Origin of the sequence: Amycolatopsis endophytica (genome assembly GCF_013410405.1) — a bacterium.
Taxonomy (GTDB): domain Bacteria; phylum Actinomycetota; class Actinomycetes; order Mycobacteriales; family Pseudonocardiaceae; genus Amycolatopsis_E; species Amycolatopsis_E endophytica.
The window spans coordinates 3,739,120-3,764,192 of the sequence record NZ_JACCFK010000001.1 but is presented as its reverse complement, the minus strand read 5'-3'; the positions used below and the strand labels follow the sequence as shown (position 1 = coordinate 3,764,192).

At 72.0% G+C, this 25,073-nt stretch carries 23 protein-coding genes; 8 read left to right on the top strand and 15 right to left on the bottom strand.

Features of this window, described 5'->3' with window-relative positions; translation table 11 throughout:
• Positions 1–73: 73 nt before the first annotated feature.
• Complete coding sequence (locus tag HNR02_RS18620) at positions 74–1,339, top strand: ROK family transcriptional regulator (protein WP_179774422.1); 1,266 nt, start codon at positions 74–76, stop codon at positions 1,337–1,339.
• Here the strand turns inward: HNR02_RS18620 and HNR02_RS18615 are convergent.
• From HNR02_RS18615 to HNR02_RS18600, 4 genes are read right to left on the bottom strand one after another with little or no spacing between them, the layout of a single operon-like run.
• Entirely contained in the window at positions 1,236–1,991 is a 756-nt protein-coding gene (locus HNR02_RS18615; RefSeq protein ID WP_179774421.1) for a succinate dehydrogenase/fumarate reductase iron-sulfur subunit, read from the bottom strand. The genes HNR02_RS18620 and HNR02_RS18615 overlap by 104 nt on opposite strands.
• Positions 1,988–3,901, bottom strand: coding sequence for a fumarate reductase/succinate dehydrogenase flavoprotein subunit (locus tag HNR02_RS18610; RefSeq protein WP_179774420.1), 1,914 nt, complete (start codon positions 3,899–3,901; stop codon positions 1,988–1,990). The genes HNR02_RS18615 and HNR02_RS18610 overlap by 4 nt, the downstream gene beginning before the upstream one ends.
• A 19-nt stretch (positions 3,902–3,920) precedes the next feature.
• Positions 3,921–4,721: a succinate dehydrogenase subunit SdhC gene (sdhC, locus tag HNR02_RS18605; RefSeq protein WP_179774419.1), complete on the bottom strand. Its 801-nt coding sequence runs from the start codon at positions 4,719–4,721 to the stop codon at positions 3,921–3,923.
• The gene (locus tag HNR02_RS18600) at positions 4,718–5,008 is read right to left on the bottom strand and encodes an Rv0250c family protein (protein WP_179774418.1); all 291 of its coding nucleotides are present in this window, start codon (positions 5,006–5,008) and stop codon (positions 4,718–4,720) included. The genes sdhC and HNR02_RS18600 overlap by 4 nt, the downstream gene beginning before the upstream one ends.
• Positions 5,009–5,244: 236 nt before the next feature.
• Between HNR02_RS18600 and edd the strand changes: the two genes are divergently transcribed.
• Together edd and eda are read left to right on the top strand one after the other, a co-directional pair.
• Positions 5,245–7,113: a phosphogluconate dehydratase gene (edd, locus tag HNR02_RS18595; protein WP_179774417.1), complete on the top strand. Its 1,869-nt coding sequence runs from the start codon at positions 5,245–5,247 to the stop codon at positions 7,111–7,113.
• A gap of 8 nt (positions 7,114–7,121) precedes the next feature.
• A complete protein-coding gene (eda, locus tag HNR02_RS18590) occupies positions 7,122–7,745 on the top strand; it encodes a bifunctional 4-hydroxy-2-oxoglutarate aldolase/2-dehydro-3-deoxy-phosphogluconate aldolase (RefSeq protein WP_179774416.1) in 624 nt (207 codons plus the stop codon).
• A gap of 260 nt (positions 7,746–8,005) precedes the next feature.
• Here eda and HNR02_RS18585 read toward each other — a convergent pair whose 3' ends face one another.
• The 4 genes from HNR02_RS18585 to HNR02_RS18570 form a co-directional block, all read right to left on the bottom strand.
• Positions 8,006–8,299 (bottom strand): hypothetical protein, encoded by a 294-nt coding sequence (locus HNR02_RS18585; RefSeq protein WP_179774415.1) that lies wholly within the window; start codon positions 8,297–8,299, stop codon positions 8,006–8,008.
• 631 nt (positions 8,300–8,930) lie between these two features.
• A complete protein-coding gene (locus HNR02_RS18580; protein ID WP_179774414.1) occupies positions 8,931–9,467 on the bottom strand; it encodes a regulatory protein RecX in 537 nt (178 codons plus the stop codon).
• A gap of 3 nt (positions 9,468–9,470) precedes the next feature.
• On the bottom strand, positions 9,471–10,511 hold the full coding sequence (gene recA, locus HNR02_RS18575) for a recombinase RecA (RefSeq protein WP_179774413.1): 1,041 nt from the start codon (positions 10,509–10,511) through the stop codon (positions 9,471–9,473).
• A gap of 207 nt (positions 10,512–10,718) precedes the next feature.
• Complete coding sequence (locus HNR02_RS18570) at positions 10,719–10,913, bottom strand: DUF3046 domain-containing protein (protein WP_179774412.1); 195 nt, start codon at positions 10,911–10,913, stop codon at positions 10,719–10,721.
• Positions 10,914–10,955: 42 nt separating this feature from the next.
• Between HNR02_RS18570 and HNR02_RS36155 the strand changes: the two genes are divergently transcribed.
• Positions 10,956–11,081: a hypothetical protein gene (locus tag HNR02_RS36155; protein ID WP_281377242.1), complete on the top strand. Its 126-nt coding sequence runs from the start codon at positions 10,956–10,958 to the stop codon at positions 11,079–11,081.
• Here the strand turns inward: HNR02_RS36155 and HNR02_RS18565 are convergent, their stop codons facing one another.
• Entirely contained in the window at positions 11,082–12,935 is a 1,854-nt protein-coding gene (locus HNR02_RS18565) for an Hsp70 family protein (RefSeq protein ID WP_179774411.1), read from the bottom strand. It lies immediately after the preceding gene.
• 111 nt (positions 12,936–13,046) lie between these two features.
• On the opposite strand from HNR02_RS18565, the gene HNR02_RS18560 reads away from it, so the two are divergent.
• The gene (locus HNR02_RS18560) at positions 13,047–17,666 is read left to right on the top strand and encodes an ATP-dependent helicase (protein WP_179774410.1); all 4,620 of its coding nucleotides are present in this window, start codon (positions 13,047–13,049) and stop codon (positions 17,664–17,666) included.
• Between the two features lie 69 nt (positions 17,667–17,735).
• Positions 17,736–18,236, top strand: a complete 501-nt coding sequence (gene def, locus HNR02_RS18555; RefSeq protein WP_179774409.1) for a peptide deformylase — start codon at positions 17,736–17,738, stop codon at positions 18,234–18,236.
• 285 nt (positions 18,237–18,521) lie between these two features.
• Here the strand turns inward: def and HNR02_RS18550 are convergent, their stop codons facing one another.
• The 5 genes from HNR02_RS18550 to HNR02_RS18530 form a co-directional block, all read right to left on the bottom strand.
• Entirely contained in the window at positions 18,522–19,625 is a 1,104-nt protein-coding gene (locus HNR02_RS18550; RefSeq protein ID WP_179774408.1) for a GNAT family N-acetyltransferase, read from the bottom strand.
• 94 nt (positions 19,626–19,719) lie between these two features.
• Positions 19,720–20,454 carry a VOC family protein gene (locus HNR02_RS18545; protein ID WP_179774407.1) on the bottom strand — a complete coding sequence of 245 codons (735 nt, stop codon included), beginning with the start codon at positions 20,452–20,454 and terminating at the stop codon, positions 19,720–19,722.
• Positions 20,455–20,493: 39 nt separating this feature from the next.
• A complete protein-coding gene (locus HNR02_RS18540; protein WP_179774406.1) occupies positions 20,494–21,258 on the bottom strand; it encodes a maleylpyruvate isomerase N-terminal domain-containing protein in 765 nt (254 codons plus the stop codon).
• Positions 21,258–21,764, bottom strand: a complete 507-nt coding sequence (locus tag HNR02_RS18535) for an SAV_6107 family HEPN domain-containing protein (protein ID WP_179774405.1) — start codon at positions 21,762–21,764, stop codon at positions 21,258–21,260. Before HNR02_RS18535 ends, HNR02_RS18540 begins: the two co-directional genes overlap by 1 nt.
• A 554-nt stretch (positions 21,765–22,318) precedes the next feature.
• Entirely contained in the window at positions 22,319–22,900 is a 582-nt protein-coding gene (locus tag HNR02_RS18530; RefSeq protein WP_179774404.1) for a DUF5134 domain-containing protein, read from the bottom strand.
• 157 nt (positions 22,901–23,057) lie between these two features.
• Between HNR02_RS18530 and HNR02_RS18525 the strand changes: the two genes are divergently transcribed.
• Together HNR02_RS18525 and HNR02_RS18520 are read left to right on the top strand one after the other, a co-directional pair.
• The gene (locus tag HNR02_RS18525; RefSeq protein WP_179774403.1) at positions 23,058–23,558 is read left to right on the top strand and encodes a YbaK/EbsC family protein; all 501 of its coding nucleotides are present in this window, start codon (positions 23,058–23,060) and stop codon (positions 23,556–23,558) included.
• Positions 23,555–24,124, top strand: coding sequence for a GNAT family N-acetyltransferase (locus tag HNR02_RS18520; RefSeq protein WP_179774402.1), 570 nt, complete (start codon positions 23,555–23,557; stop codon positions 24,122–24,124). The genes HNR02_RS18525 and HNR02_RS18520 overlap by 4 nt, the downstream gene beginning before the upstream one ends.
• Here the strand turns inward: HNR02_RS18520 and HNR02_RS18515 are convergent.
• Positions 24,109–25,002 carry a DMT family transporter gene (locus HNR02_RS18515; RefSeq protein ID WP_179774401.1) on the bottom strand — a complete coding sequence of 298 codons (894 nt, stop codon included), beginning with the start codon at positions 25,000–25,002 and terminating at the stop codon, positions 24,109–24,111. The genes HNR02_RS18520 and HNR02_RS18515 overlap by 16 nt on opposite strands.
• Positions 25,003–25,073: the final 71 nt, after the last annotated feature.

Sequence of the window (25,073 nt, the reverse complement as noted above, 5' to 3'; positions counted from 1 at the left end):
TTCCATCCCGAGGTCGGCGTCTACACTTCTGTCAGGTCATTGAACATAAGTCCCCGTGGGAGACCCTGTCAACATGCCCCCGGCCCACCCCGGCTCACCCACCTCGGCCGGCCACATCCTGGCGATCCTGCGTGCCGAAGGTCCGCTCACCCGGCAGCAGCTGCAGGACCGCACCGGCCTGTCCCGCGCGACGATGGTCGAGCGGCTCGACGTGCTGCACCGCCTGCGGCTGCTGCGGCAGGAAGGACATCGCGCGTCCAGCGGCGGCCGTCCGGCGGAGGTACTGGCCGCCGACGACACCGGCCGCACCGCGCTGGTGGCCGACATCGGCCAGCGGCACGCCACGATCGCCGTGGCCGACCTGCGCGGCACCGTGTTCGGTCAGGTGCACCGGCCGTTGCCCGCGGGACACCATCCGGCGGAGACGCTGTCGTTCCTGCTGGCGACCGGGCGCGAACTGCTGGCCGGGGCCGGGCGGGCGGACAGCCTGTGCGCGGTCGGCCTCAGCGTGCCCGGGCAGATCGACCACGACGCGGGCACGACGATCGCGCCGCCGTCGATGGCGGAATGGCTGGGCGTCCGGCTGCGCGACACGTTCGCCGACGCGTTGTCGGTGCCGGTGTTCCTGGAGAACGACGCGAACGCACTGGCCTTCGGGGCGTTCTGCGAGATGGGGCGTCCGCGGGCCGCACTGGTCGGGGTCAAGGTCGGCACCGGGATCGGCGCCGGGATGGTCATCTCGGGCCGGGTGCACCGCGGTGAGACCGGATGCGCGGGCGAGGTCGGGCACATCCGCATCGAGGGCTCCGACCTGCGCTGCGACTGCGGGCGGCGCGGCTGCGTGTCGGCGATCGCGAGCGGACAGGCGGTGATCCGCTCACTGCGGCCGTCCGGGGTGCGCACGGCGGACGACGTGCTGCGCCGGGTGCGGGCCGGTCACCCGGAGGCGCTGCGGGTGACGCGCGAGGCGGGGCGGTTGGTCGGCACCGTGCTGGCGACCGTCGTGACCATCGTCAACCCCCGGTTCCTGCGGGTCGGCGGCGCGATCGGCGTGCTGCCGCCGTTCCTGGAGGGCCTGCGCGAGGTGGTGCTGTCGAACGCGCACACCAGCTCACTGGACAGCCTCGACATCGGCCCGTGCGCGGTCGGCGTCAACACCACCCTGACGGGCATCGCGGGGCTGGTCGCGGACGAGATCCTGTCCCCGGCCACCGTGGACGCGATGACGGGTCAGCTCAGTCGCTCGTGCGGCGGAAGATCTTGCTGCCCAGCCAGACCACCGGATCGTAGCGGCGGTCCGCCACGCGCTCCTTCATCGGGATCAGCGCGTTGTCCGTGATGTGGATGCCCTCCGGGCAGACCTCCGTGCAGCACTTCGTGATGTTGCAGTACCCGAGCCCGTGCTCGTCCTGGGCGGCGTGCCGCCGGTCGGCCACGTCGAGCGGGTGCATTTCCAGCTCCGCGATCCGCATCAGGTAGCGCGGCCCGGCGAAGTTCTCCTTGTTCTCGTCGTGGTCGCGGATCACGTGGCAGGTGTTCTGGCACAGGTAGCACTCGATGCACTTGCGGAACTCCTGCGAGCGCTCCACGTCGACCTGCTTCATCCGGTACTCGCCCGGTTTCAGGTCCGCCGGCGGCGTGAACGCGGGGATTTCGCGCGCCTTGGTGTAGTTGTAGGAGACGTCCGTGACCAGGTCGCGGATCACCGGGAACGTCCGCATCGGCGTCACGGTGATGACCTCGTCCTCGTCGAACACCGACATCCGCGTCATGCACAGCAGCCGCGGGCGGCCGTTGATCTCCGCCGAGCACGAACCGCACTTGCCCGCCTTGCAGTTCCACCGCACGGCCAGGTCCGAGGCTTGCGTGGCCTGCAACCGGTGGATGATGTCGAGCACGACCTCACCCTCGTTGACCTCCACGGTGAAGTCCTGCAGCCCACCGCCCGCCGAATCCCCGCGCCAGACCCGGAAAGACGCCTTGTAACTCACGATTGCCTCCCCGGGTGCCCGGCCAGCTCGTCGTCGGTGTAGTACTTCTCCAGCTCCGACAGCTCGAACAGCTCCAGCAGCTCGGCGCGCATCGGCTCCTGGTCCTTCGGCGTGACGTCGACCTCCAGCGCCAGCGGATCCTCACCGGAGGCGCTGCACACCAGCAACCTGTTGCGCCACACCGAATCCATCTGCGGGTAGTCGTCGCGGGTGTGCCCGCCGCGGCTTTCGGTGCGCAGCAGTGCCGCCCGCGCCACGCACTCGCTGACCAGCAGCATGTTGCGCAGGTCCACGGCCAGGTGCCAGCCCGGGTTGAACTGCCGGTGCCCCTCGACGGTGACGTTGCGGATGCGCTTCTTGATCTCCTCCAGCTTCGCCAGCGCCTGCTCGATCTCCTCGGCCTTGCGGATGATGCCGACGAGGTCGTTCATCGACTGCTGCAGCTCGCTGTGCAGCGTGTACGGATTCTCCTCGACACCCTCGGCGGGCGGGTCGAACGGGACGAGCGCGGTGCGCGCCGCGTTGTCGATGTCGGCCTGCGCCACCGACGGACGGGTCTCCAGACCCTCCACATAGGACGAAGCGCCGAGTCCGGCGCGACGGCCGAACACCAGCAGGTCCGACAGCGAGTTGCCGCCCAGCCGGTTCGACCCGTGCATCCCGCCGGAACACTCACCGGCCGCGAACAGCCCGCGCACACTGGAAGCCGCGGTGTCCGGGTCGACCTCGATGCCGCCCATCACGTAGTGGCAGGTCGGCCCGACCTCCATCGCCTCGGCCGTGATGTCCACATCGGCCAGTTCCTTGAACTGGTGGTACATCGACGGCAGCCGCCTGCGGATCTCCTCCGGCGTCAGCCTGCTGGCGATGTCCAGGAACACGCCGCCGTGCGGCGATCCGCGCCCCTCCTTGACCTCCGAGTTGATCGCCCGCGCCACCTCGTCACGCGGCAGCAGGTCCGGCGTCCGGCGGTTGGCCTCCTGGTCGGTGTACCAGCGGTCGGCCTCCTCCTCGGAGTCGGCGTACTGACCCTTGAACACGTCCGGCACGTAGTCGAACATGAACCGCTTGTCCTCGGAGTTCTTGAGCACGCCACCGTCACCGCGCACGCCCTCGGTGACGAGGATGCCCTTGACGCTCGGCGGCCAGACCATACCGGTCGGGTGGAACTGGACGAACTCCATGTTGATCAGGTCCGCCCCGGCACGCAGCGCGAGCGCGTGCCCGTCGCCGGTGTACTCCCACGAGTTCGACGTGACCTTGAACGACTTGCCGATTCCGCCGGTCGCGAGCACCACGGCCGGCGCCTCGAACAGGATGAACCGGCCGCTTTCCCGCCAGTACCCGAACGCGCCGGCGATGCGGTCGCCGTCCTTGAGCAGCTCGGTGATCGTGCACTCGGCGAACACCTTGAGCTTGGCCTCGTAGTCGCCGTGGTCGCGCAGGTCCTCCTGTTGCAGCGACACGATCTTCTGCTGCATCGTGCGGATCAGCTCGAGCCCGGTGCGGTCGCCGACGTGCGCCAGGCGGGGGTAGGTGTGCCCGCCGAAGTTGCGCTGGCTGATGCGGCCGTCCTTGGTGCGGTCGAACAGCGCGCCGTAGGTCTCCAGCTCCCAGACGCGGTCCGGCGCCTCCTTCGCGTGCAGCTCCGCCATTCGCCAGTTGTTGAGGAACTTCCCGCCGCGCATGGTGTCCCGGAAGTGCACCTGCCAGCTGTCCCGCTCGTTGGCGTTGCCCATCGCGGCGGCGCACCCGCCCTCGGCCATGACCGTGTGCGCCTTGCCGAACAGCGACTTGCACACCACCGCCACCGACAGCCCGCGCTGCCGCGCCTCGATCACCGCTCGCAGGCCGGCGCCACCCGCGCCGATCACCACCACGTCATAGCTGTGCCGCTCGACCTCGGTCATCCATCGCCACCTAACGCGCTCAGTCCACGAAGCGCAGATCGGGAATCGTGTCGCTCGCCACCAGCATCACGTAGAGATCGGTGATCACCAGGGTGCCGAGGGTGATCCACGCGAGCATCATGTGCCGGTTGTTGAGCCTGGTCACCTGGGTCCACATCCAGTACCGGACCGGATGGCGGGAGAAGTGCTTGAGCCTGCCGCCGACCACGTGACGGCACGAGTGGCAGGACACGGTGTAGGCCCAGAGCATGATCACGTTGCCGAGCAGGACCAGGTTCCCCAGCCCGAACCCGAACCCGCCGGTCTCCCCGTGGAACGCCACGATCGCGTCGTAGGTGTTGACGACGGAGATGAGGACCGCCACGTAGAAGAAATAGCGGTGCGCGTTCTGCAGGATCAGCGGCAGGCGGGTTTCCCCGGTGTAGCGCCCGTGCGGTTCGGTGACCGCGCAGGCGGGCGGGGAGAACCACACCGACCGGTAGTAGGCCTTGCGGTAGTAGTAGCAGGTCAGCCGGAAGCCGAGCAGGAACGGCAGCGACAGGAACGCCAGCGGGATCCAGCCCGGCAGCTCACCGAACGGCGTGCCGAAGTGGCTCGACCCGGGCACGCACGAATCGCTCAGGCACGGCGAGTAGAACGGCGTCAGGTAGTGGTACTCCGGCACGTAGTACGCGGCGCGGACGAACGAGCGGATGCCGGCGTAGATCACGAACGTGGCCAGCCCGAGCGTGGTGATCAGCGGGGGGACCCACCAGCGGTCGGTGCGCAGGGTCCGCCCGCTGATCCGGGCGCGGCCGGCTTCGGTGGCGGGCGCGCTCACCGCTGGTCACGGTGGTATCCGCCGACCCCTTCGTCGTCGGCCCCCTGCCACAGGGCGGGGTCGTACGGTCCGTCGGGGATCTTCACGACGGCCGACGGGTCGAGCGGCTTGGGCTGGGCCGGCACGCTGGGCTGGTCCAGATCGGCCGCGTCGATGTCGAGCCGGTCGACGTCGTTGGCGAGGCGGCGGACCGCGGAGGCGTCACCGTAGCGCGATCGCAGGGCTCCGACGCATTGCTTGAGCTGGCCGATCGTGCGGCGGAGTTCGGCGAGTTCGGTGGTGGTCATTGCTACCTCCGGGTCAGTTCGGCGGCGAGCCGGGGCTGCTACCGACTCTGCCGTTCCGCATGCAATGTGACAAGTAGCACACCCTAGGTTGATGTTGTGATCGGGGTCACCTGAAACGATCTTCTTAATCGATTTTGATCCGAGCGATACAGCGGCTACTGTGCTCACTGTCACGACCGTGCGACGCCAGCGAAGTCGTCAGCCGGACCAGCCGACGAGTTCCAGGTGGTTCTCCCGTGCGAAAAGCCCGAACACCCGTCCACTCCGTCGTCGAGGAAGTCACCGAGCGCATCGCCGCGCGCAGTGCCGCCACCCGCAGCGCCTACCTGGCACGGATGGCCGCCGCCCGCGCCGAAGGGCCCGCCAGGGCCGGCCTCGCGTGCAGCAACCTCGCCCACGGCTTCGCCGCGTGCGGCGGCGAAGACCGCATCGCGCTGCGCGGGCTGCGCAAGCCCGGTGTCGCGATCGTGTCCGCCTACAACGACCTGCTGTCCGCGCACCAGCCGCTGGACGAGTTCCCCGCGTGGATCAAGGACGCGGCGCGCGAGGCCGGCGGCGTCGCGCAGTTCGCCGGTGGCGTGCCCGCGATGTGCGACGGCATCACCCAGGGGCGCGCCGGGATGGAGCTGTCCCTGTTCAGCCGCGAGGTCATCGCGATGGCCACCGGCATCGCCCTGTCGCACGAGATGTTCGACGGCGCGCTGCTGCTCGGCGTGTGCGACAAGATCGTGCCCGGCCTGCTGATCGGCGCGCTGGCCTTCGGACACCTGCCCGCGATCCTGGTCCCGGCCGGGCCGATGACGTCGGGGCTGCCGAACAAGGAGAAGGCGCGCGTGCGGCAGCTCTACGCCGAGGGCCGCGCGACCCGGGAGGACCTGCTGGCGGCCGAGTCGGCGTCGTACCACTCGGCGGGCACCTGCACGTTCTACGGCACCGCCAATTCCAACCAGCTGGTCGTCGAGGTCATGGGACTGCACCTGCCCGGCGCGAGCTTCGTCCACCCGGGAACGCCGCTGCGGAAGGCGCTGACGGAAGAAGCGGCCAGGCGCGCCGTCGCGTTGTCCCGTGACGACTCCTACACGCCGCTGGCCGAGGTGGTCAGCGAGCGCTCGGTGGTCAACGCTGTGGTGTCGCTGCTCGCCACCGGTGGGTCGACCAACCACACCATGCACCTGGTGGCCATCGCCGCGGGCGCGGGCATCCAGCTGACCTGGGACGACTTCTCCGATCTGTCGGCGGTGGTGCCGCTGCTGGCCAGCGTCTACCCCAACGGCAGCGCGGACATCAACCACTTCCACGCCGCCGGTGGCGTGCAGGTCCTCGTCGGCACGCTGCTGGACGCCGGGCTGCTGCACGAGGACGTCCGCACGGTGGCCGGGAACGGGCTGTCGCACTACCGGTCCGAGCCGATCCTGGAGGACGGCGTGCTGACCTGGCGCGAGGTCCCGGCACGCAGCCTCGACGAGGACGTGCTTCGGCCCGCGCACAACCCGTTCGCCGCCGACGGCGGGCTGCGGATGCTGTCCGGCTCGCTCGGCCGGGCCGTGATCAAGGTGTCGGCGGTCGCGCCGGAGCATCGCGTGGTCCGGGCACCCGCGCGGGTCTTCACGTCGCAGGAGGGGTTCACTTCGGCGTTCCGTGCCGGTGAGCTGGACCGGGACGTGGTCGTGGTGATCCGCAACCAGGGGCCGCAGGCCAACGGGATGCCGGAACTGCACGGCCTTACCCCGGCGCTGGGTGTGCTGATGGACCGCGGGCACCGCGTCGCGCTGGTCACCGACGGCCGGATGTCCGGGGCGTCGGGCAAGATCCCGGCCGCGATCCAGGTGACCCCCGAGGCCGCCACGGGTGGTCCGCTCGCGCGGGTCCGGGATGGCGATCTCGTCGAGGTCGACGCGGTGGCCGGACGGCTGAACGTGCTGGTCGACGCGGCTTTGCTGGCTGCCCGGCCGGTGGAGGACGCACCGCCGGATGAGGCATCCTGGACCGGGACCGGCCGCGAACTGTTCACCGCGCTGCGCCGCGCGGTCGGGCCGGCCGACCAGGGCGCCGGCGTGTTCGGCCCGATGACCCCGGGGCACTTCGGTGCCACGGTCCGAGTGTGAGGAGAGACGTGAAGACAGGGCATGACGTGCTCGAGTTGTCGCCGGTGCTGCCGGTGGTCGTGGTGGACGACGCCGCCGTCGCGGTGCCGCTGGCGCGGGCGCTGGTCGCGGGCGGGATCCGGGCGATCGAGCTGACGCTGCGCACGCCGGCCGGGCTGGCCGCGATCGAGCGGGTGGCGGCGGAGGTGCCGGAGATCGTGGTCGGCGCGGGCACCGTGGTCAGTCCGGAGCAGGCCCGCCAGGCCGCGGACGCGGGATCGGCGTTCCTCGTCACACCGGGCTGCACGGACCGGCTGCTGGAGGCCGTGACGGGCACCGGGCTGCCGTTCCTGCCGGGCGCGAGCACGGTGTCGGAGGCGATGCGCGCGGCCGAGCGCGGGATCACCGCGCTGAAGTTCTTCCCCGCCGAGGCCAGCGGCGGCGTGCCGTACTTGAAGGCGCTCGCGGGACCGTTGCCGCACCTGCGGTTCTGCCCCACCGGCGGCATCTCGACGGAGAACGCGCCGAAGTACCTGGCACTGTCCACTGTGGGCTGCGTCGGCGGCTCGTGGCTGACCCCCGCGGACGCGATCGCCTCCGGTGACTTCGCCCGCATCGAGCAGCTGGCGCGCGAGGCCGCCGCCCTGCGCTGAGACGTGCCGGGGCGGGCGGTGTCAGGATGGCCGCATGACCGCGGCCGCCCTGTACCCGCACCGGCTCGCGAAGCTGCTCGGGCGGTAATCCAGCGGCGGTGACGCCCTCTACCTGAACTGACCGGACGGCTGGAGTCGCTGATCGAGCGCGGTGAGATCCCCGCCGACGGGCGGCTCCCGACCGAGCGGGCGCTCGCGGTCGAGCTGATCTGGGGCGGGGTGCGGATCGGCTGGATCAGAGCGGATCCGCGGACGGCGGCCTACCTGGCGAGACCACGTCCGTCGCCGACCTCGGGACGGACGTGGTCGCGCAGGCGATCGGGCTCGGGTCGCTGCGCCTCGACCGGCAGCGGGAGCTGCGCGAGAGCCACGACCAGACGGTGTCCGACCTCCGGGCGGCGCTGCCGTCGTGGGAGTTCCGCGTCCCGTCGGGCGGGCGGAGGTTGTGGATCCGGCTGCCGGGCGTCGGCTCGCGCCGGTTCACGTTCGTGGTACGGCGTGGCGTTGCTGGAGGGCACCTCGCTGGCTGCCCACGAGTCCAGCGGTGAACGCATCAGGTTCCCGTTCGCACTGCCGCGAGATGCGCTGTCCGAAGCCGTGCGGCGGCTGGCGTGGGCGGACTATCGGGGAGTCAAGGACGCCGCATGCGAAATTTCCGCCGAGCGCGACGACGAGCCTGCTGGATCAGGTTCTCCGGTACGACCTGGCCGACGTGGAGCGGCTGGTGAAGTTCCCTTGGCGTAGGACACTTCGGCCGGTGACCGCGAATTGCGGGGCGCGCGGCTCGGAGCGTCCGCGGACGAGGTGCTGATCACGACGGGCGTGGAGCGGCATTCGCCGCGGGTGTCCTGGATCCGGCGGACGGTGGGGCGTTTTGTTGCGTGCGCCTCTCACCATCGCCACGAACCGATCCCCCGGCCGCCCGAAGCGCTGGCCCTGATGGGAGACGCTACGCCCGTAAGCACGCTGCGCCGTGGGGCGGACGCCCGCGCGCTTCGCGGGAGCTCCCGCGCGCGAACGCGGAACTCGGGGTCGGCAACGCAGAACTCGCGGCCCCGAACGCGGAACTCGCGGTCGGGAACGGGGGACTCGCCCACCGGAACGGGGGACTCGCCCGCCGGAACGGGGGACTCGCGCGGGGCGAGCGGGTGCTCGTGCGCGGCGAACTCCGGGGCTCGCGGGGGGTCAGTCGAGGGTGGCGTCGTCCAGGGGGGTGGCGTCGGCGCCGGCGTTGTGGAGTTCGTCGCGCACCACGGTGTAGGACAGGCCCTGCGGGTAGCCCTTGCGCGCGAGCGTGCCGAGCAGGCGACGGGTCGCGGTCTGCTCGTCCAGGGACGTCATCGAACGCAGGCGCTTGCGCACTAGCTCACGCGCCCGCTGTTCCTCGGACTCGCGGTCGATCTCCCCCGCCGCCTGCGCCGCCACGTCCGCGTCGACGCCCTTGCGCTTCAGCTCGGCGACCAGCGCGGTGCGCGCCAGCCCCTGGTAGGCGTGGCGCGAGCGCACCCACTGCTCGGCGAACGCGGCGTCGTCGATCAGGCCGGCGTCGTCGAGCTTGCCGAGCAGCTGCTCGCGGATCTCGTCGTCGAAGCCCTTGCGGCGCAAGGTCTGCCGGAGTTCGTCCTTGGTGCGGGCGCGGATGGCCAGGAGATCGAAACAGATCTCCTTGGCCTTCTTCCACGCCTCGTCCCTGGACAGCTCCGCCGGGTCGAACCTGGGCATCGATCAGAAGTCGACCGGGGCCGGTTCGGCGGCCTCGGCGTCGAGCTGCGGCCCGATGCCGAGCTTCTCCTTGATCCGCTTCTCGATCTCGTTGGCGATGTCCGGGTTGTCGCGCAGGAACTTCCGCGCGTTCTCCTTGCCCTGGCCGAGCTGGTCGCCCTCGTAGGTGTACCAGGCACCGGACTTGCGCAGGATGCCTTGGTCGACACCCATGTCGATGAGCGAACCCTCACGGGACACGCCCTGGCCGTAGAGGATGTCGAACTCGGCCTGCTTGAACGGCGGCGCGACCTTGTTCTTCACGACCTTGACGCGGGTGCGGTTGCCGACCGCCTCGCCGCTGTCCTTGAGCGTCTCGATGCGGCGCACGTCGAGCCGGACGGAGGCGTAGAACTTGAGCGCCTTGCCACCGGTGGTGGTCTCCGGCGAACCGAACATGACGCCGACCTTCTCGCGCAGCTGGTTGATGAAGATCGCGGTGGTGCCGGAGTTGGACAGCGCACCGGTGATCTTGCGCAGCGCCTGGCTCATCAGCCGGGCCTGCAGACCCACGTGCGAGTCACCCATCTCGCCCTCGATCTCGGCGCGCGGCACGAGCGCGGCCACCGAGTCGATGACCAGGATGTCGAGCGCGCCGGACCGGATCAGCATGTCCGCGATCTCCAGCGCCTGCTCACCGGTGTCCGGCTGGGACACCAGCAGCGCGTCGGTGTCGACGCCCAGCGCCTTGGCGTACTCCGGGTCGAGCGCGTGCTCGGCGTCGACGAACGCCGCGATACCGCCGTTCTTCTGCGCGTTGGCGACCGCGTGCAGGGCGACCGTCGTCTTACCGGAGGACTCCGGGCCGTAGATCTCGACGACCCGGCCGCGCGGCAGGCCGCCGATGCCCAGTGCGATGTCGAGCGCGATGGCGCCGGTCGGGATCACGGCGATGGGCGGGCGCGTGTCCTCGCCCAGGCGCATGACCGAGCCCTTGCCGTACTGCTTGTCGATCTGGGCCAGGGCGAGCTCGAGCGCCTTGTCCTTGTCGGGTGCTGCTGGCATGGAAATCCACCTCGTCGTTCGGGAGCCTGTGGAGGCCGTATTCGGGTTTGTTCGCTGTGGCCCGACACTACGGGCGGGGTCCGACAATTCCGGGCGCGGAGACGAAGCTGTGGATCGCTGACCCCGATGTGGACACCACAATAGCCGAACACCTGTTCGAGGCAAGCAGCGACACGCCCCGGCCGGGGAACTTTCCGCGAAGCGGGGTCACCGTCGTTCCGGCGGCACGTCGAACTCGGCGCAGACCTGCCGCCAGATCTCCTTCGCCGGGACCCCCTGCTCGAGCGCCTGCTCGACGGTGCGCCCGCCCAGGCCGCTGAACACGTGATCCTTCGCCAGCATCTCGGACCTGCCGGGCCCGAACTCCTCGGCCATCAGGTTGCGGAACACGGTGATGCGCATCGGACCCAGCGTAGCGACCCGCGCCCCGGGTACCGTGACGGCATGTTGTCCGCCCAGGGAATGCCCTCCTGGGGCCCGGCCCTGATGACCGTGGCCGCGATCGCCGCGCTGGTCGCGGTCATCGTGGTCGCGCTCCGCGCCCTCTGGCATCTGCGCAACCGGAAGTAGTTACTCCCCCGGCTGCACGTTCTGCTCGAAGTAGTCGGCCATCCGCGCCGCCGTCAGCGGGGTCTGCCCGTTGCCCGCCTTCTGGTAGACCACGCCGGCCAGCGGCCGGTCGGCGACGGTGAACACCAGCACCGCCGAGGTCCGCCCGGACGCCGCCGAATAGCTGCCGTCCAGGCCGTTGCCCTTCCACGGTGCCTGGACCTGGTCGCCGCCGACCGAGCCGAGCAGCCGCTCGGCGTAGTCCTTGACCTTGTCCGTCGTCACACCGTGCAGGTAGGTGACCTGGGCACCGGCCAGCGCGGGTGCCGGGCAGGTGGCCAGCACGCCGATGTCCTCGCTCTCCGGCGGCGCGATGTCCCCGGTGCCCGCACCGGCCGAGCAGCCGGTCTCGGCGATCTTGCCGGCCAGCTGGCGCAGGCAGCCGGTGAAGCCCTGCGGGTCGGCGGCGCCGGGCTGCTGGCACTCGGCGGCGCTGAATGTGGTGGCCGACGAGCTGGACGAGGGCCAGAACAGGTAGGTCGCGCCCGCGGCCAGCAGCACGACGACGGCCGCGGCGATGCCCGCGAACAGCTTCTTCCGGTTCTTCGGCGGTTCCGGCCGGGACGGCGGCAGTGCCGGGAAGTTCGTCGGCGCGGGCTGGAACCCGGCCTGCGGATAGGGCGAGGCGCCGGGGTAGCCGCCGGGCGGCGTGGCGGGCACGGCCGCGACCGGGGGCGGCGGGAACCCGGGCGGGATGCCGGTGGCCGCGGTCTGCCCCTCGACGTTCTGGGTGCGCATGTTGATGCCGTCGCGGGCCACGTGGTGCGCGCCGAGCGCGACCGCGGTCTCCGGCTGGTCGAGGCTGGAGGGCACGACCCCGAGCTTCTCCGAGATCATCGATCCGACCAGCGGCAGCCTGCTCGACCCGCCGACCAGGTAGATCCCGGCCAGCCGGTCCGGGGACAGCCCGGCCGCGGCGATCGTGCGGCCCAGCAGCTCGACACTGCGCAGCAGCGCCGGCCGGACCAGCGCCTCCAGCTCGCCGCGCGTCACCAGGACGTCGCTGAATGGCTCGGGCATCGGCACTTCGGTCTGCGGCAGCCGGGACAGGGCCTCCTTCGCGGCCTTGACGTCCTCCTGCAGCGCCCGGCGGGTGCGCCGGTCGGCGGTGGACTCCGGGCGCAGCAGCCGCTGCCAGCGCTGCGGGTCGGAGTGCGAGACCTCGCGACCGACGTGCACCATCAGCGCCTGGTCGACGTCGAGCCCGCCGAGATCGGGCAGGCCGTCCTCGGCGAGCACGCCGAACCCGTTCCGGGTGGCGCCGACGACCGCGACGTCGAACGTGCCCGCACCCAGGTCGTAGACCGCGAGCGCCTGGCCGGGGGCGGGCGCGCGGCCCGCCAGTGACGCGAAGTGCGCGGCCGCCGCGACGGGTTCGGGCACGAGCAGCAGCGGGCCGGTCAGCCCGGCCAGCCGGGCCGCCGACAGCAGCACGTTGCGGCGGGTCGGGCCCCACTGCGCGGGGTGGGTGAGGCGGATCTCGTCGGGCATCTCGCCGCCGAGCTGGCGGGTGGTCTCGTCGAGCACGCGCCGCAGCACGCCGGCCAGCGCCTCGTTGACCGGCACGATGTCCTGGCCGAGCAGCAGCGTCTGCTCGTCGACGCGGCGCTTCGGGTTGGGTTCGAAGCGGGTGGGGTCCAGGCGGGCGCGGCGCTCGGCGTCGCGGCCGACGACGAGGGTGCCGTTCTCCTCCGCGAACACGGCCGAGGGCATGGTGGCGGAGCCGTCCACCTCGACCACTCTCGGCGGCCGTCCGTGCGCGGACAGTACCGCCACGGTGTTGGACGTACCGAGATCCACCGACAGGATGCGCACAGCTCTTCCCCTCACGAACCACCCAGGCCAGGACGTGATGCTGCCACGCGTCCCGTGGCCGCGCGTGCGCACCCGCGAGAAATTGTCGTACCCCCCGGTCATCATGGACTCGTGACCGAAGTGCTCGACCTGTTCTCGCCCGCCACCCGCGACTGGTTCGCGGGTGCTTTCGCCGCGCCCACCGAGGCGCAGGCCGGCGCGTGGGAGGCGGCGCAGGCGGGTGAGCACGCGCTGGTCGTGGCGCCCACCGGCTCGGGCAAGACGCTGGCCGCGTTCCTGTGGGCGCTGGACCGGCTCGCGGTGGAGCCGCCCGCCGCCGAGAAGCAGCGCCGCTGCCGCGTCCTCTACGTCTCGCCGTTGAAGGCGCTGGCGGTCGACGTGCAACGCAACCTGCGCGCGCCGCTGGCCGGGATCCGGCAGGCCAGCCACCGTCTCGGGCGGACGCCGCCGGAGATCACGGTGGGCATGCGCACGGGTGACACGTCCGCGGCCGAGCGCCGCACGTTCCTCAAGTCGCCGCCGGACATCCTGGTGACCACGCCGGAGTCGCTGTTCCTCATCCTCACCTCGTCGGCGCGGGAGTCCCTGCGGGGCGTCGAGACGGTGATCCTGGACGAGGTGCACGCGGTGGCGGGCGGCAAGCGCGGCGCCCATCTGGCGCTGTCGCTGGAGCGGCTGGACGCGCTGCTGCCGGAGCCGGCACAGCGCATCGGCCTGTCCGCCACCGTGCGGCCGATCGACGAGGTGGGCTCGTTCCTCACCGGTGGCCGCCCGGTGCGGATCGTGCAGCCGAAGACGCCCAAGACGGTCGAGGTGCGGGTCGAGGTCCCGGTCGAGGACATGGCGAACCTGGACGGCCCGGCGCCGAGCCCGCTGGAGCGGCTCGACTCGCTGCTGCCCTCCGACGACGGCCCGCCGGACGAACCCGCGGCCGTCCGCAGGCCGTCGATCTGGCCGTCGGTCGAGCAGCGGGTGCTGGAGCTGATCCGGCAGCACCGCTCCACCATCGTGTTCGCCAACTCGCGGCGGCTGGCCGAGCGGATGACGGCGCGGCTGAACGAGCTGGCGGCCGAGCAGACCGAACTGACCGCCGACCAGCGCTTCCCGGCAGAGGCCATCGGCGAGTCGGGGCTCACCACGGGCGCCGAGGCCACCGTCGCGAAGGCGCACCACGGGTCGATGTCGCGCGAGCAGCGCACCCGGGTTGAGGAGGAGCTCAAGTCCGGGCTCCTGCCGTGCGTGGTCGCGACCTCGTCGCTGGAGCTGGGCATCGACATGGGCGCGGTCGACCTGGTGGTGCAGATCGAGGCGCCGCCGACGGTCGCCTCCGGGCTGCAGCGGGTGGGCCGCGCCGGTCACCACGTGGGCGCGGTGTCCACCGGGGTGATGTTCCCGAAGTTCCGCGGCGACCTGGTTTCGTGCGCGGTGGTGTCGGAGCGGATGACGGCGGGGGCGATCGAGGCGGTCCGGTACCCGCGCAATCCGCTCGACGTGCTGGCGCAGCACGTCGTGTCGATGGTCGCGCTGGAGCCGTGGTCGGTGGAGGACCTGGCGGCGACGGTCCGCCGCGCGGCGCCGTTCACCGCGCTGCCCGACGACGCGCTGCTGGCGGTGCTGGACATGCTGGCCGGGCGGTACCCGAGCGAGGAGTTCGGCGAGCTGCGGCCGCGCATCACATGGGACCGGGTGGCGGGTGAGCTGCGCGGGCGGCCGGGGTCGCAGCGGCTGGCCGTCACCTCCGGCGGCACGATCCCCGACCGCGGCCTGTTCACCGTGATGACGCCGGGCGGCGAGGGCAGCCCCGGTTCCCGTGTGGGCGAGCTGGACGAGGAGATGGTCTACGAGTCGCGGGTGGGCGACACGATCCTGCTGGGCACGTCGTCGTGGCGGATCACCGACATCACGCACGACCGCGTCATCGTGGTCCCGGCGCCGGGTGAGCCGGCGCGGATGCCGTTCTGGAAGGGCGACGCGCCGGGCCGCCCGCTGGAGCTGGGCAGGGCGCTGGGCGCGTTCGTCCGTGAACTGTCCGGTTCGGACGATGACAGGGCGCGTACGCGGGCCGCGCGGGCGGGTCTGGACGAGAAGGCGTGCGACAACCTGCTGACCTACCTGTCCGAGCAGAAGTCGGCGACGCGGCACGTGCCCAACGACCGCACGATCCTGCTCGAACGCTTCCGCGACGAGCTCGGCGACTGGCGGGTGGTGCTGCATTCGCCGTTCGGGGCGCAGGTCAACGCGCCGTGGGCACTGGCGATCGCGGCGCGGCTGCGCGAGCAGCGCGGGGTGGACGCCCAGGTGATGCACTCCGACGACGGGATCGTGCTGCGCCTGCCCGAGGCGCTGGACAGCGAGGGCGCCGAGGTGACGATCGGCGCCGACGACGTGCTGATCGAACCGGAGGAGGTCGAGCAGGTCATCGTCGGCGAGGTCGGCGGTTCGGCCCTGTTCGCCGCGCGGTTCCGGGAGTGCGCGGCCCGGTCGCTGCTGCTGCCCCGGCGCGATCCGCGGCGGCGCACCCCGTTGTGGCAGCAGCGTCAGCGGGCCTCGCAGCTGCTCGCGGTGGCGGCGAAGTACGAGCGGTTCCCGGTGGTGCTGGAGGCGATGCGGGAGTGCCTGCAGGACGTCTACGACGTGGGCGGGCTGCGGGAGCTGATGGCCGACGTGCGGGCTCGCCGCGTCAAGGTCGCGGAGGTCGAGACCCCGCAGCCGTCGCCGTTCGCGCGCAGCCTGATGTTCGGCTACGTCGGTATGTTCCTGTACGAGACGGACGCCCCGCTGGCGGAACGGCGCGCGGCGGCGCTGGCGCTGGATTCCACGCTGCTCGCGGAACTGCTGGGCACCGAGGCGATCCGGGAGCTGCTGGACGCCGAGGTGGTCGACGAGGTCGAGCGGTCGCTGCAACGGCTCGAACCCGACCGGCATGCCCGCAACGCCGAGGAGACCGCGGATCTGTTGCGGTTCCTGGGTGATCTGTCCGACGACGAGGCCGCGGCCCGTGGCGTCGAACCGGAGTGGCTCACCGATCTGATCGCGCAGCGGCGGGTCATCCGGGTGCGGATCGCGGGTGAGGACCGCAACCTGTCCATCGAGGACGCGGGCCGGGTGCGGGACGCGCTGGGCGTGGCACTGCCGATCGGGGTGCCGGAGGCGTTCACCGAGCCGGTGGCCGATCCGCTCGGCGATCTGCTGTCCCGCTACGCCCGGTCCCGCGGGCCGTTCTCCGCGCACGAGGCCGCGAACCGGTTCGGGCTCGGGCCCGCCGTGGTCACCGGGGTGCTCGACAGGCTCACCGCCGAGGGGCGGCTGGTGCGGGGCGAGCTGCGGCCGGTCGGTCATCCGGAGACCCACGGCGCGGGCACGGAGTACTGCGACGCCGGTGTGCTGCGGCGGTTGCGCCGGGCGTCGCTGGCCCGGCTGCGGGCCGAGGTCGAGCCCGTGGAACCCGCGGCCCTGGGCCGGTTCCTGCCGTCGTGGCACGGGATCGGGGCGCGGATGCGGGCCGCGCCGACCATCGACGACGTGCTGTCGGTGGTGGAGCAGCTGGCGGGCGCCCCGCTGCCGGCGAGCGCGCTCGAATCGCTGATCCTGCCGAGCCGTCTGCCCGGCTACTACCCGGCGCTGATGGACGAGCTGATGACCGCGGGCGAGGTCGTCTGGTGCGGTGCGGGAGCGCTGGCCGGGGGCGACGGGTGGATATCGCTGGCGCCCGCCGACGTGGCCGATCTGCTGCTGCCGGAGGCCGACGAGGAGGCGCCGACGAGTCCGCTGCACGAGGCGGTCGTCGCGGCGCTCGACGGTGGCGCGTTGTTCTTCCGCCAGCTGGTCGACCGGGTGACGCCGCTGGTCGAGGCCGCGCCGGGCGACGCGGACGTGGTGGGCGCGGTGTGGGACCTGGTGTGGGCGGGCACGGTCACCGGCGACACACTGGCACCGCTGCGGGCGCTGGTGTCGGGCAAGGGCGCGGCGCACAAACCACGCCAGGCCACGCCGCGCAGCCGGTACGGGCGGATGCGGGCGGGGCGGCCCGCGATGCCGTCCCGCACCGGGCCGCCGACGGTGGCCGGGCGGTGGGCGCTGGCGCCGGCCCGCGAGTCCGATCCGACGCGGCGCACCCACGCGCGCACCGAGGCGTTCCTGGAGCGGCACGGTGTGCTCACGCGGGGCGCGCTGGAGACCGAGCGGGTCACCGGTGGGTTCTCCGGGATCTACAAGGTGCTGCGGGCTATGGAAGACTCGGGGCAGGTGATCCGCGGCTACGTCGTGGAGGGCCTGGGAGCCGCGCAGTTCGCCGCGCGCGGAGCGGTGGACCGGTTGCGGGCGCTGTCCGATCCGGGCGGCACCCGGCGGCCGGACACGCTCACCGACGCGGTCGTGCTCGCGGCCAGTGATCCGGCCCAGCCCTACGGCGCGGCGTTGTCGTGGCCGGCGGCGCTGGGTGACACCAAGCACCGTCCGGCACGCAAGGCGGGTGCGCTCGTGGTGCTGGTCGACGGTGTGCCCGCGCTGTACGTCGAACGGGGCGGGCGGTCGCTGCTGTCCTTCACCGAGGACAAGCCGTCGTTGAAGGCAGCCGCGCACGCCCTGTCCCGCGCGGTGCGGGAGGGCTGGCTGGGGCAGCTGGCGGTCCAGCGCGCCGATGGTGAACAGGCATTGACCTCGGCGCTGGCCGACGTCCTGCGTGACGCGGGCTTCCGTGCGACGCCGAAGGGGCTGAGGCTGCGAGCGTGACCTTGATGAACCCACTCGATCGGCACACGGTTTACTCTTCGTAGCCCGAACGAGTGAGAGGACGACCTGATGGCGTTGCGGGAGCTGCGGTACTTCGGCGACCCGGTGCTCAAGACGGTCTGTGATCCCGTGACCAGGTTCGACAACACCCTCGACCAGCTGGTGACCGACCTGCTGGACACCGTGCGCCCGGCCGGGCGCGCCGGGCTGGCGGCGCCACAGATCGGGGTGAGCCTGCGGGTGTTCAGCTACGAGGTGGACAACCTGTTCGGGTACGTGATCAACCCGGAGATCGTCGAGCTGTCCGAGGAGACACACGAGATCAACGAGGGCTGCCTGTCCGTTCCGGAGCTGTGGTTCCCGACCCGCCGGGCGACGCGCGCAGTGGTTCGCGGCGTCGACCTGCGCAACGAGCCGGTGACGGTCGAGGGCGAAGGCGTGATGGCGCAGTGCCTCCAGCACGAGACCGACCACCTCGACGGCACGCTCTACCTCGACCGGCTGGAGAAGGACCGCAAGCGGGAGGCGCTGAAGCAGGCCAGGGACAAGGACTGGTTCTGGAACCGCTGACTCCGGCCCGAACCCGCTGCCCACGGCGCGAATCATCCAGTTCGCTGAGCACATGCGCCCCCGCGTCCGGGTCGACCGGCACCAGTTCGAGGTCATCGGCCCCCGTCCGCCGAAAGCCGGCCCTCCAGCGACTCGCGCACCAAACCCGCACGCACTCCACGCCCTACCTCCACCGGCTAGACACGGACCGCAAACGGGAGACACTGAAGCAGACCAGGGACAAGAACCGGCTCTGCAACCGCTAACCCCAGCCCGAACCCACTGCCCACGGCGCGAATCGCCCGGTCAGAGTTCGCTGAGCACATGCGGCGCCGTCCGCGGAAGGCCGATGCGCAGCAGCCCCTCCTCCTCCGGCGGTTCGGGCGCCAAACCCGCACGCACGGCCGTGCGGTAGACCGCGTCCCGCCCGGGCAGGGACATCGCCACCAGACGGTGGGCGCCCCGCGAGCCGGCGATGCGGGCGAGCCTGGCCAGTAGCGCGGTGCCGACGCCGTTGCGCTGCCAGGCGTCCTCGACCAGGAGCGAGATCTCGGCGATCTCTCCCGTCGCGCCGGGGATGAGTTGTCCCACGCCGACGGTGTCGCGCCCGCACATCGCCAGCAGGCTCATCCCGCGCGGCGGCACCAGCACCCGGTGCAGCCGACGGCGCGGCATCGTGCGCATTCCGGTGTGATATCGGGCGAAGAGCGTGTCCGGTGAGCATCGGGTGTGCAGTGCGGACAGCGCCTCCGCGTCAGCCGGCCTGCCCTCCCGTAGCACGATCGCGGCACCGTCTGCGCAGGTCGCGGCCGCCGGACCGGACACCGTGCTGCAGGCGCGGTCGAGCAGTCCCAGCAGCGCTTCCGCGCGGGCCAGTTCCAGCTGCACGAACGGCGCCCAGCGACGACGCGCCACCAGCGCGGTTTCCCCGTCCACGGCGAACACCACGCGGTGACCGCCCTCGACGCGGGCCGGGTTGGCTTCGGCGCGGGGCACGACCGTCACCAGATCCGCGGTGAGCACCTCGCGCAGCACCTCGGCGCGGCGGGCCGGATCGTCGACCGCGCGGGCGGCGGCAGTGAGCGTCGCGGTGGAGGCGTCCACCAGCTCACGCAGATCGGCGTCGGTCAGGACGGTGCCGTCGCAGCCCTCGGCCCGGATCGCCCGCACCAGGTGTTGCTTGGTCAGGCCGGTCGCGGGCCGGATCACGACCTCGTCGAGGACGCCGCCGGGCACCGGGAGCACGTTCAGTCCCAGGATGTTGCACTCCAGGTCGGCCATCCGGATCGCGATCCTGGCGAGCATGCCGGGGTGGTCGCGCATGCGGATGCGAACCCGCCAGACGACCGACTCCGCACTGTCCGCTGCCAGGCGCGGCAACGTCTGCGTTCTTCGAGTACGAAGCTCCATGCGGCCACGATCGCGCGCGGTTGTTGCCGGTCGTGGACGCCCGCGTTTCGCCCGTGTCAGGGCGCCCGCGCCGACCGCAACCGCACCGAAACACTCAGCGCGGCGAGAGGACGCAGAACTCGTTGCCCTCCGGGTCCGCGAGCACCTCCCACGGGACGTCGCGCTGCCCGATGTCGATGCGGTGGGCACCGAGCCCGCACAACCGCGCGGACTCCGCGGCCGTGTCGCCGTCCGCGAACGGTGCCACGTCGAGGTGCAGGCGGTTCTTGATCGTCTTGGTGTCCCCGGCGCGCAGGAACTCCAGCCACGGACCGCGGCCGGTCGGGGCACGCAGTCCGACGATCACCGGTTCCTGGTTCCCGATCCGCCAGCCCGCGGCCTCCGCCCAGAAGGTGGCCAACGCGAGCGGGTCGTGCGTGTCCACGACGATCGCGGCCACGGCTTCCGTCGTCGTGTAGCCGGGCCGGGGTTCGAGCACGCAGAACTCGTTGCCCTCCGGGTCCGCGAGCACCACCCAGGGGACCGTGCCCTGTCCGATGTCACGCTTGCGCGCGCCCAGGGACAGGGCCCGGTCCACCTTCGCGGCCTGGTCTTCGAGCGAGGTGCTGGGCAGGTCGAGGTGCACCCGGTTCTTCCGGCCGGGATCCTTGGCCTCGGGCACCGTGCCGAAGACGAATTCGAGGTCGCTGCCGTCCTCCTCGGGCGGCTCGACGTCGACCTCCTCGTGGTCCTCGAACGTGATCGTCCAGTCCAGCAGCGCGGCCCAGAACTCCGCGAGCTCCCGCGGGCGGTTCGCGTCGATCACGAGGCTGACCAGTCGGCTCGTCATGAGGCGACGATATCCGGCAACGCTTCCCCACGTCCCGGATTATCTCGTCGCCAGTCGCAGCAGAGCCCAGAACTGGCCGATCGCGTCGTCGCTGTGCTGCCAGGTCACGGCGTCGTGCCCGCGGCGGCCCCACAGCCACTCGTAGACCGCCATCGGCGATCCGGTGACCAGGCCGTCGGCCCGGCCGGCCTCCTCCGCCGAGCAGTGCCAGGCGATGGTCTCGCCGGGACCGGCCCTGGCGATCCAGTTGTGCCCACCAGTGCGGATGCCCACGGTGCCCGTCGACGTGCCGGACAGCCCGAGCATCGGCAGCCGCTGGGCGAACCACAGCGCCAGGATCTCGTCGATGCCGTCGAGCGCGACGTCCTCGGCGACCTCGTCGACGATCCGGTTCGCCGCGTTCTGGAGGTCGATCCGGTGCACGGTGGTCTCGTGCGCCATGCGGCGGCACCAGAACCCGTAGGTGCGGTCCGCGGGCCACCAGCCCGCCGCGTACTCGGCCGGATCGTGCGAGGTCAGTTCGCGGTGCAGCGACGCCAGCCCCTCCCGCAGGTACTCCTCGCCGCTCTGGCCGGGCGCCGGGTTCTCCTGCCAGCCCCGGGGCCGGTGCCCCTCGGTCATCCAGCCCGTGGCGACCCGGTAGACGCCGCCGACATGGCGGATGACCTCGCCGATCGTGAGACCGGGCGTGGTCGGCACCGGGGTGTCCGCCGGCGCCGACAGCGCGGTCGACATCATCAGCTCGACCTCGATGCCCAGCACGTCCAGCAGGCGCCCGTGGTCGATGAGTGCTTGCCCGGCCATTACCTTCGTGGCGCCTTCCCCAGGGTCGGCGGCGCGTCGCACTGCCGCACCCGGCTCGGCTGCCCGGACGGGCGGCCGTGGACGAAGTCACGCGCGAGCTCGACGAACAGCGCGGACTGGCTCAGCAGCTCGTCGGCCCTGGCCGCGGTGACGCGGCGGGTGTTGCCTGCCTGGGCCGCGGCCCGCGCGGCCGAGTGCGCGGCGAAGTAGGCCGTCCACTCGCTCAGCTCGGGCGCCGCCGCTTCGAGCAGCACCCACACGCTGGCCGGACGGGCCCGGCCGCGGTGCGGGCGACCGCTGGCGGCGAGCACCGCGGCACCCGCGCGGAGCGCCGCCAGGTAGGCCGCGATGAACCTGGGCGCGGGCTGGGCCGCGTGCCGGGCTTCGGCGATGCCCCGCCTGGCGTCGGCGAGCAGGGCCGTGGCGGCGGGCGCCGCCGGAGGACGGACCGGGAACGGCAGCGAGGGCTGCTGCTCCTCGGCGCGGGACGCGACGGCAATGGACATTGCCCCTCCCTTGCGGACAACGTGCGGTGGCGGCATCCGGTGCCGAGGCGCTTCCCCCGCCCCGGCACCGGATGACCTGACCGGCGAGCACTCACCGGATGTCGAACTCTTGTTCGATCGTGTTCCAGAGTAGCTTCGAACACGTGTTCGTTCAAGTCCTCGAATGACGTGGTGTGCCGCACTTCCACGACTTCGATCACACGATCGACTGGTATCGCGACTGCGCTGGGCACACTTTCCGGTGACCCGCCCACCTGCACGGGGTCAGGCCCGCCAAGACCGCCTCCCGATTGTCACACCCCTCCGGTACAACGATCCGGGAAACGGTTCCCATGCCTGATGAAAGGAACGTCCATGGTCTTCTGGCGTCTCGCCGTGCCGCTGGCTCGGTTGCCGTCCTCACCGATCGGAACGTCCCCGTGGACGGCCGCGCCGTGAGCGGGCGGATCAGCGTCTCGTCGTCCGCCCCGTCGGCTGGCGGCCTTCCCGTCTGGGGCTGGATCACCATCGCGGTGGCGCTCACCGCCGCCTTCGCGCTCCGCGGGAGGCGGTTCCTAGAGCATCGGGACCAGCATCGCCGCCATACCGGCACCCATCACGGCGCGTGCGGCGCCGGAGGCACGCCCGCCGGGGCCGCCACGCACCGCGCGCCAGCCGGACAGGCCGAAGTCGGCCGCGAAGTAGACCACCAGACCGGTCAGCAGGACGGGCAGGAGGAACCCGCCCGAAGCCGCGGAGTGGCCGGCGTGACCGGCGTGGTCGCCACCCGCCGCCGGGGCGCCGCTCATCGCGCTGACCATCGCGAGCATCGCGACCGCGCCCAGCACGTGGTGCGTCGCGGCCGAGCGCCACCGCGGCTCACCGGGCGCGGCGCGGAACAGGGCCGCCGCGAACCAGGCGGCCATCGCCACGAACACCGTGTTCCACACCAGCGCGGGCACGGCGGAGCCCCAGGGCGCGAACATCACGGCCATGCCCACGGACATCACGGCGTGCGCCAGACCGGAGGACCGGTCGCCGGTCACGCCGTCGGCGCACCTCGTGCCGGACGTCAGCGCCAGCCACAGCGAGTAGACCGCGAGCACCACGAACAGGGCGGCGAGCGACCAGCCGAGCCAGGCGGGCGAGGCGAACATTCGCTCACGATACTGTTGACGGGCAAGGAAAAGACCCCGTGGCGGGCACGCGTGAGAAGGATTGCTTCTGCTTCGCGCGGGGAACTCCGGGGGCCGTTCCGACGACTCAGCGGGGACGCGCGTCGCCCGCCCGCGGCAGCCGTGATCTCATATCGGTATGAGCAGCCTGGACCATCCGGCGGTGGCCAAGGTCGCTGCCGCGCTCGCCGAGGCGGGCCGCCACGAAGCCGCTGCCGGCATCCGCATCCTGCCGGGCGAGGCACGCACCGCCGCGCTGGCCGCCGAAGCGCTCGGCGTCGAGGTGGGCGCGATCGCCAACAGCCTCGTCTTCCGCGCGGTCTTCGCCGACCGGATCGCGCCGCTGCTGGCACTGACCTCGGGCGCGCACCGGGCCAGCACGGACACGCTCGCGGCACTCGTCGGCGCGGAGTCGGTCGAGAAGGCCGACCCGGCGTTCGTGCGGGAGCACACCGGCCAGGCCATCGGCGGTGTCGCCCCGCTCGGGCACCCGGAGCCGGTGCTCACCCTCGTCGACACCGCGCTGCGCGCCCACGACACGGTGTGGGCAGCGGCCGGGCACGCCAAGTCGGTCTTCCCGACCACGTTCGCCGACCTCGTCGCCGTCACCGGCGGCAAACCCGCGGACGTGGCGTCGTGACCACCGCCCTGCACTACGCGCGGCTGTCCCCCGACGATTTCCGCACCCGGTTGCGGGAAGCGCTCGCGATCTACGTCGACGCGATGCGCTACCCACCGGGTACCGCGGAACAACGCGCGCCGATGTGGCTCACCCATGCGCTGCGGGAGGGCTGGCGCTGCATCGCGGCGCTGGACGCCGAGGGCACGATGCTCGGCGTCGCGTACGGCTATCGGGGCGCGCCCGGCCAGTGGTGGCACGAGCAGGTGCGGCGCGGGCTGGCGTCCTCCGGTGGCGAACAGCTCGCGCAGGAGTGGCTCACCGACTACTTCGAACTGACCGAGATCCACGTCCGCCCCGCGAGCCAGGCCCGCGGGATCGGCGAGGACCTGCTGCGCCGCCTGCTCGATGGCGTGCCCAACCGGCGCGTGCTGTTGTCGACGCCGGAGGGGCCGAGCCGGGCGTGGAAGCTGTACCGGCGCGTGGGGTTCGTCGACGCGCTGCGCGACTACCACTTCGCCGGTGACCCGCGCCCGTTCGCGATCCTCGGCCGCACCCTGCCCCTGGAGCCTCAGGTCCGCGAGTAGCCCACCAGCAGCCCGGCGGCCAGCAGCGCGGCGCCGCACCACCCCTGCACGCCGAGCCCCTCGTGGAAGAGGACGGCGGACAGGAGCGCGGCGGTGAGTGGTTCCAGCAGGGTCGCCAGCGCCGCGATCACCGGGTGGGTGACCCTCAGCACGCGGAAGTAGGCCGCGTAGCCGAGCCCCGTCGGGACGACACCGAAGTAGAGCGCGACCGCGAGGACGTCGAGCCGCGGCGGCAGCGCCATCCCGAGGACCAGCCCGGCAGGCAGCAGCACGACACCGCCGGTGAGCAGGCCGAACGCGGTCGTGCGCTGGTAATCCAGACCCTCGACGGGACGGCGCATCATCAGCGTCAGCGTGGCGAACCCGGCGCCGGCGGCCAGGGCGAAGGCGACCCCGCCGAACAGCTGCCCGCCACCGCCGCCCGGTGCGGCGGACAGCAGCACCAGACCGGCCACCGCCAGGACGACCGACACCAGGGTGACCCGCGAGGGCATCCGTCGCGTCCGGACGGCAGTGGCGGCGGTGACGAACACCGGCACGCTGCCGATGGTCACCATGGTCGCGGTGCCGACCGAGGTCAGCCCGACCGCGGCGAAGTACGCGGCCTGGAACGAGCCGAGCAGCCCACCCGCCGCCACGATCCGGCACATCACCGGTTTGGTCCAGATCATGCGGCGGAGGCCGCCGGACAACCACACGAACAGCACGACCGCGGCACCACCGAGCAACAACCGGTACGCGGCAACGGAAATCGGGTGCAGACCGCCGCGGCTGCCGAGCAGGGAACCGGACAGGCCGCCGGTGCCCCAGAGGACCCCGGCCAGCAACAAGGTGAACGACGATCGGACGCGCCTCGACGCGCCGAGGGAAACAGACATGGGAAACCGCTCCAGCGTCAACTGTGGACAGAGACCGAAGACGCGGGGCGATGCGATGCCGTGCGCACGCA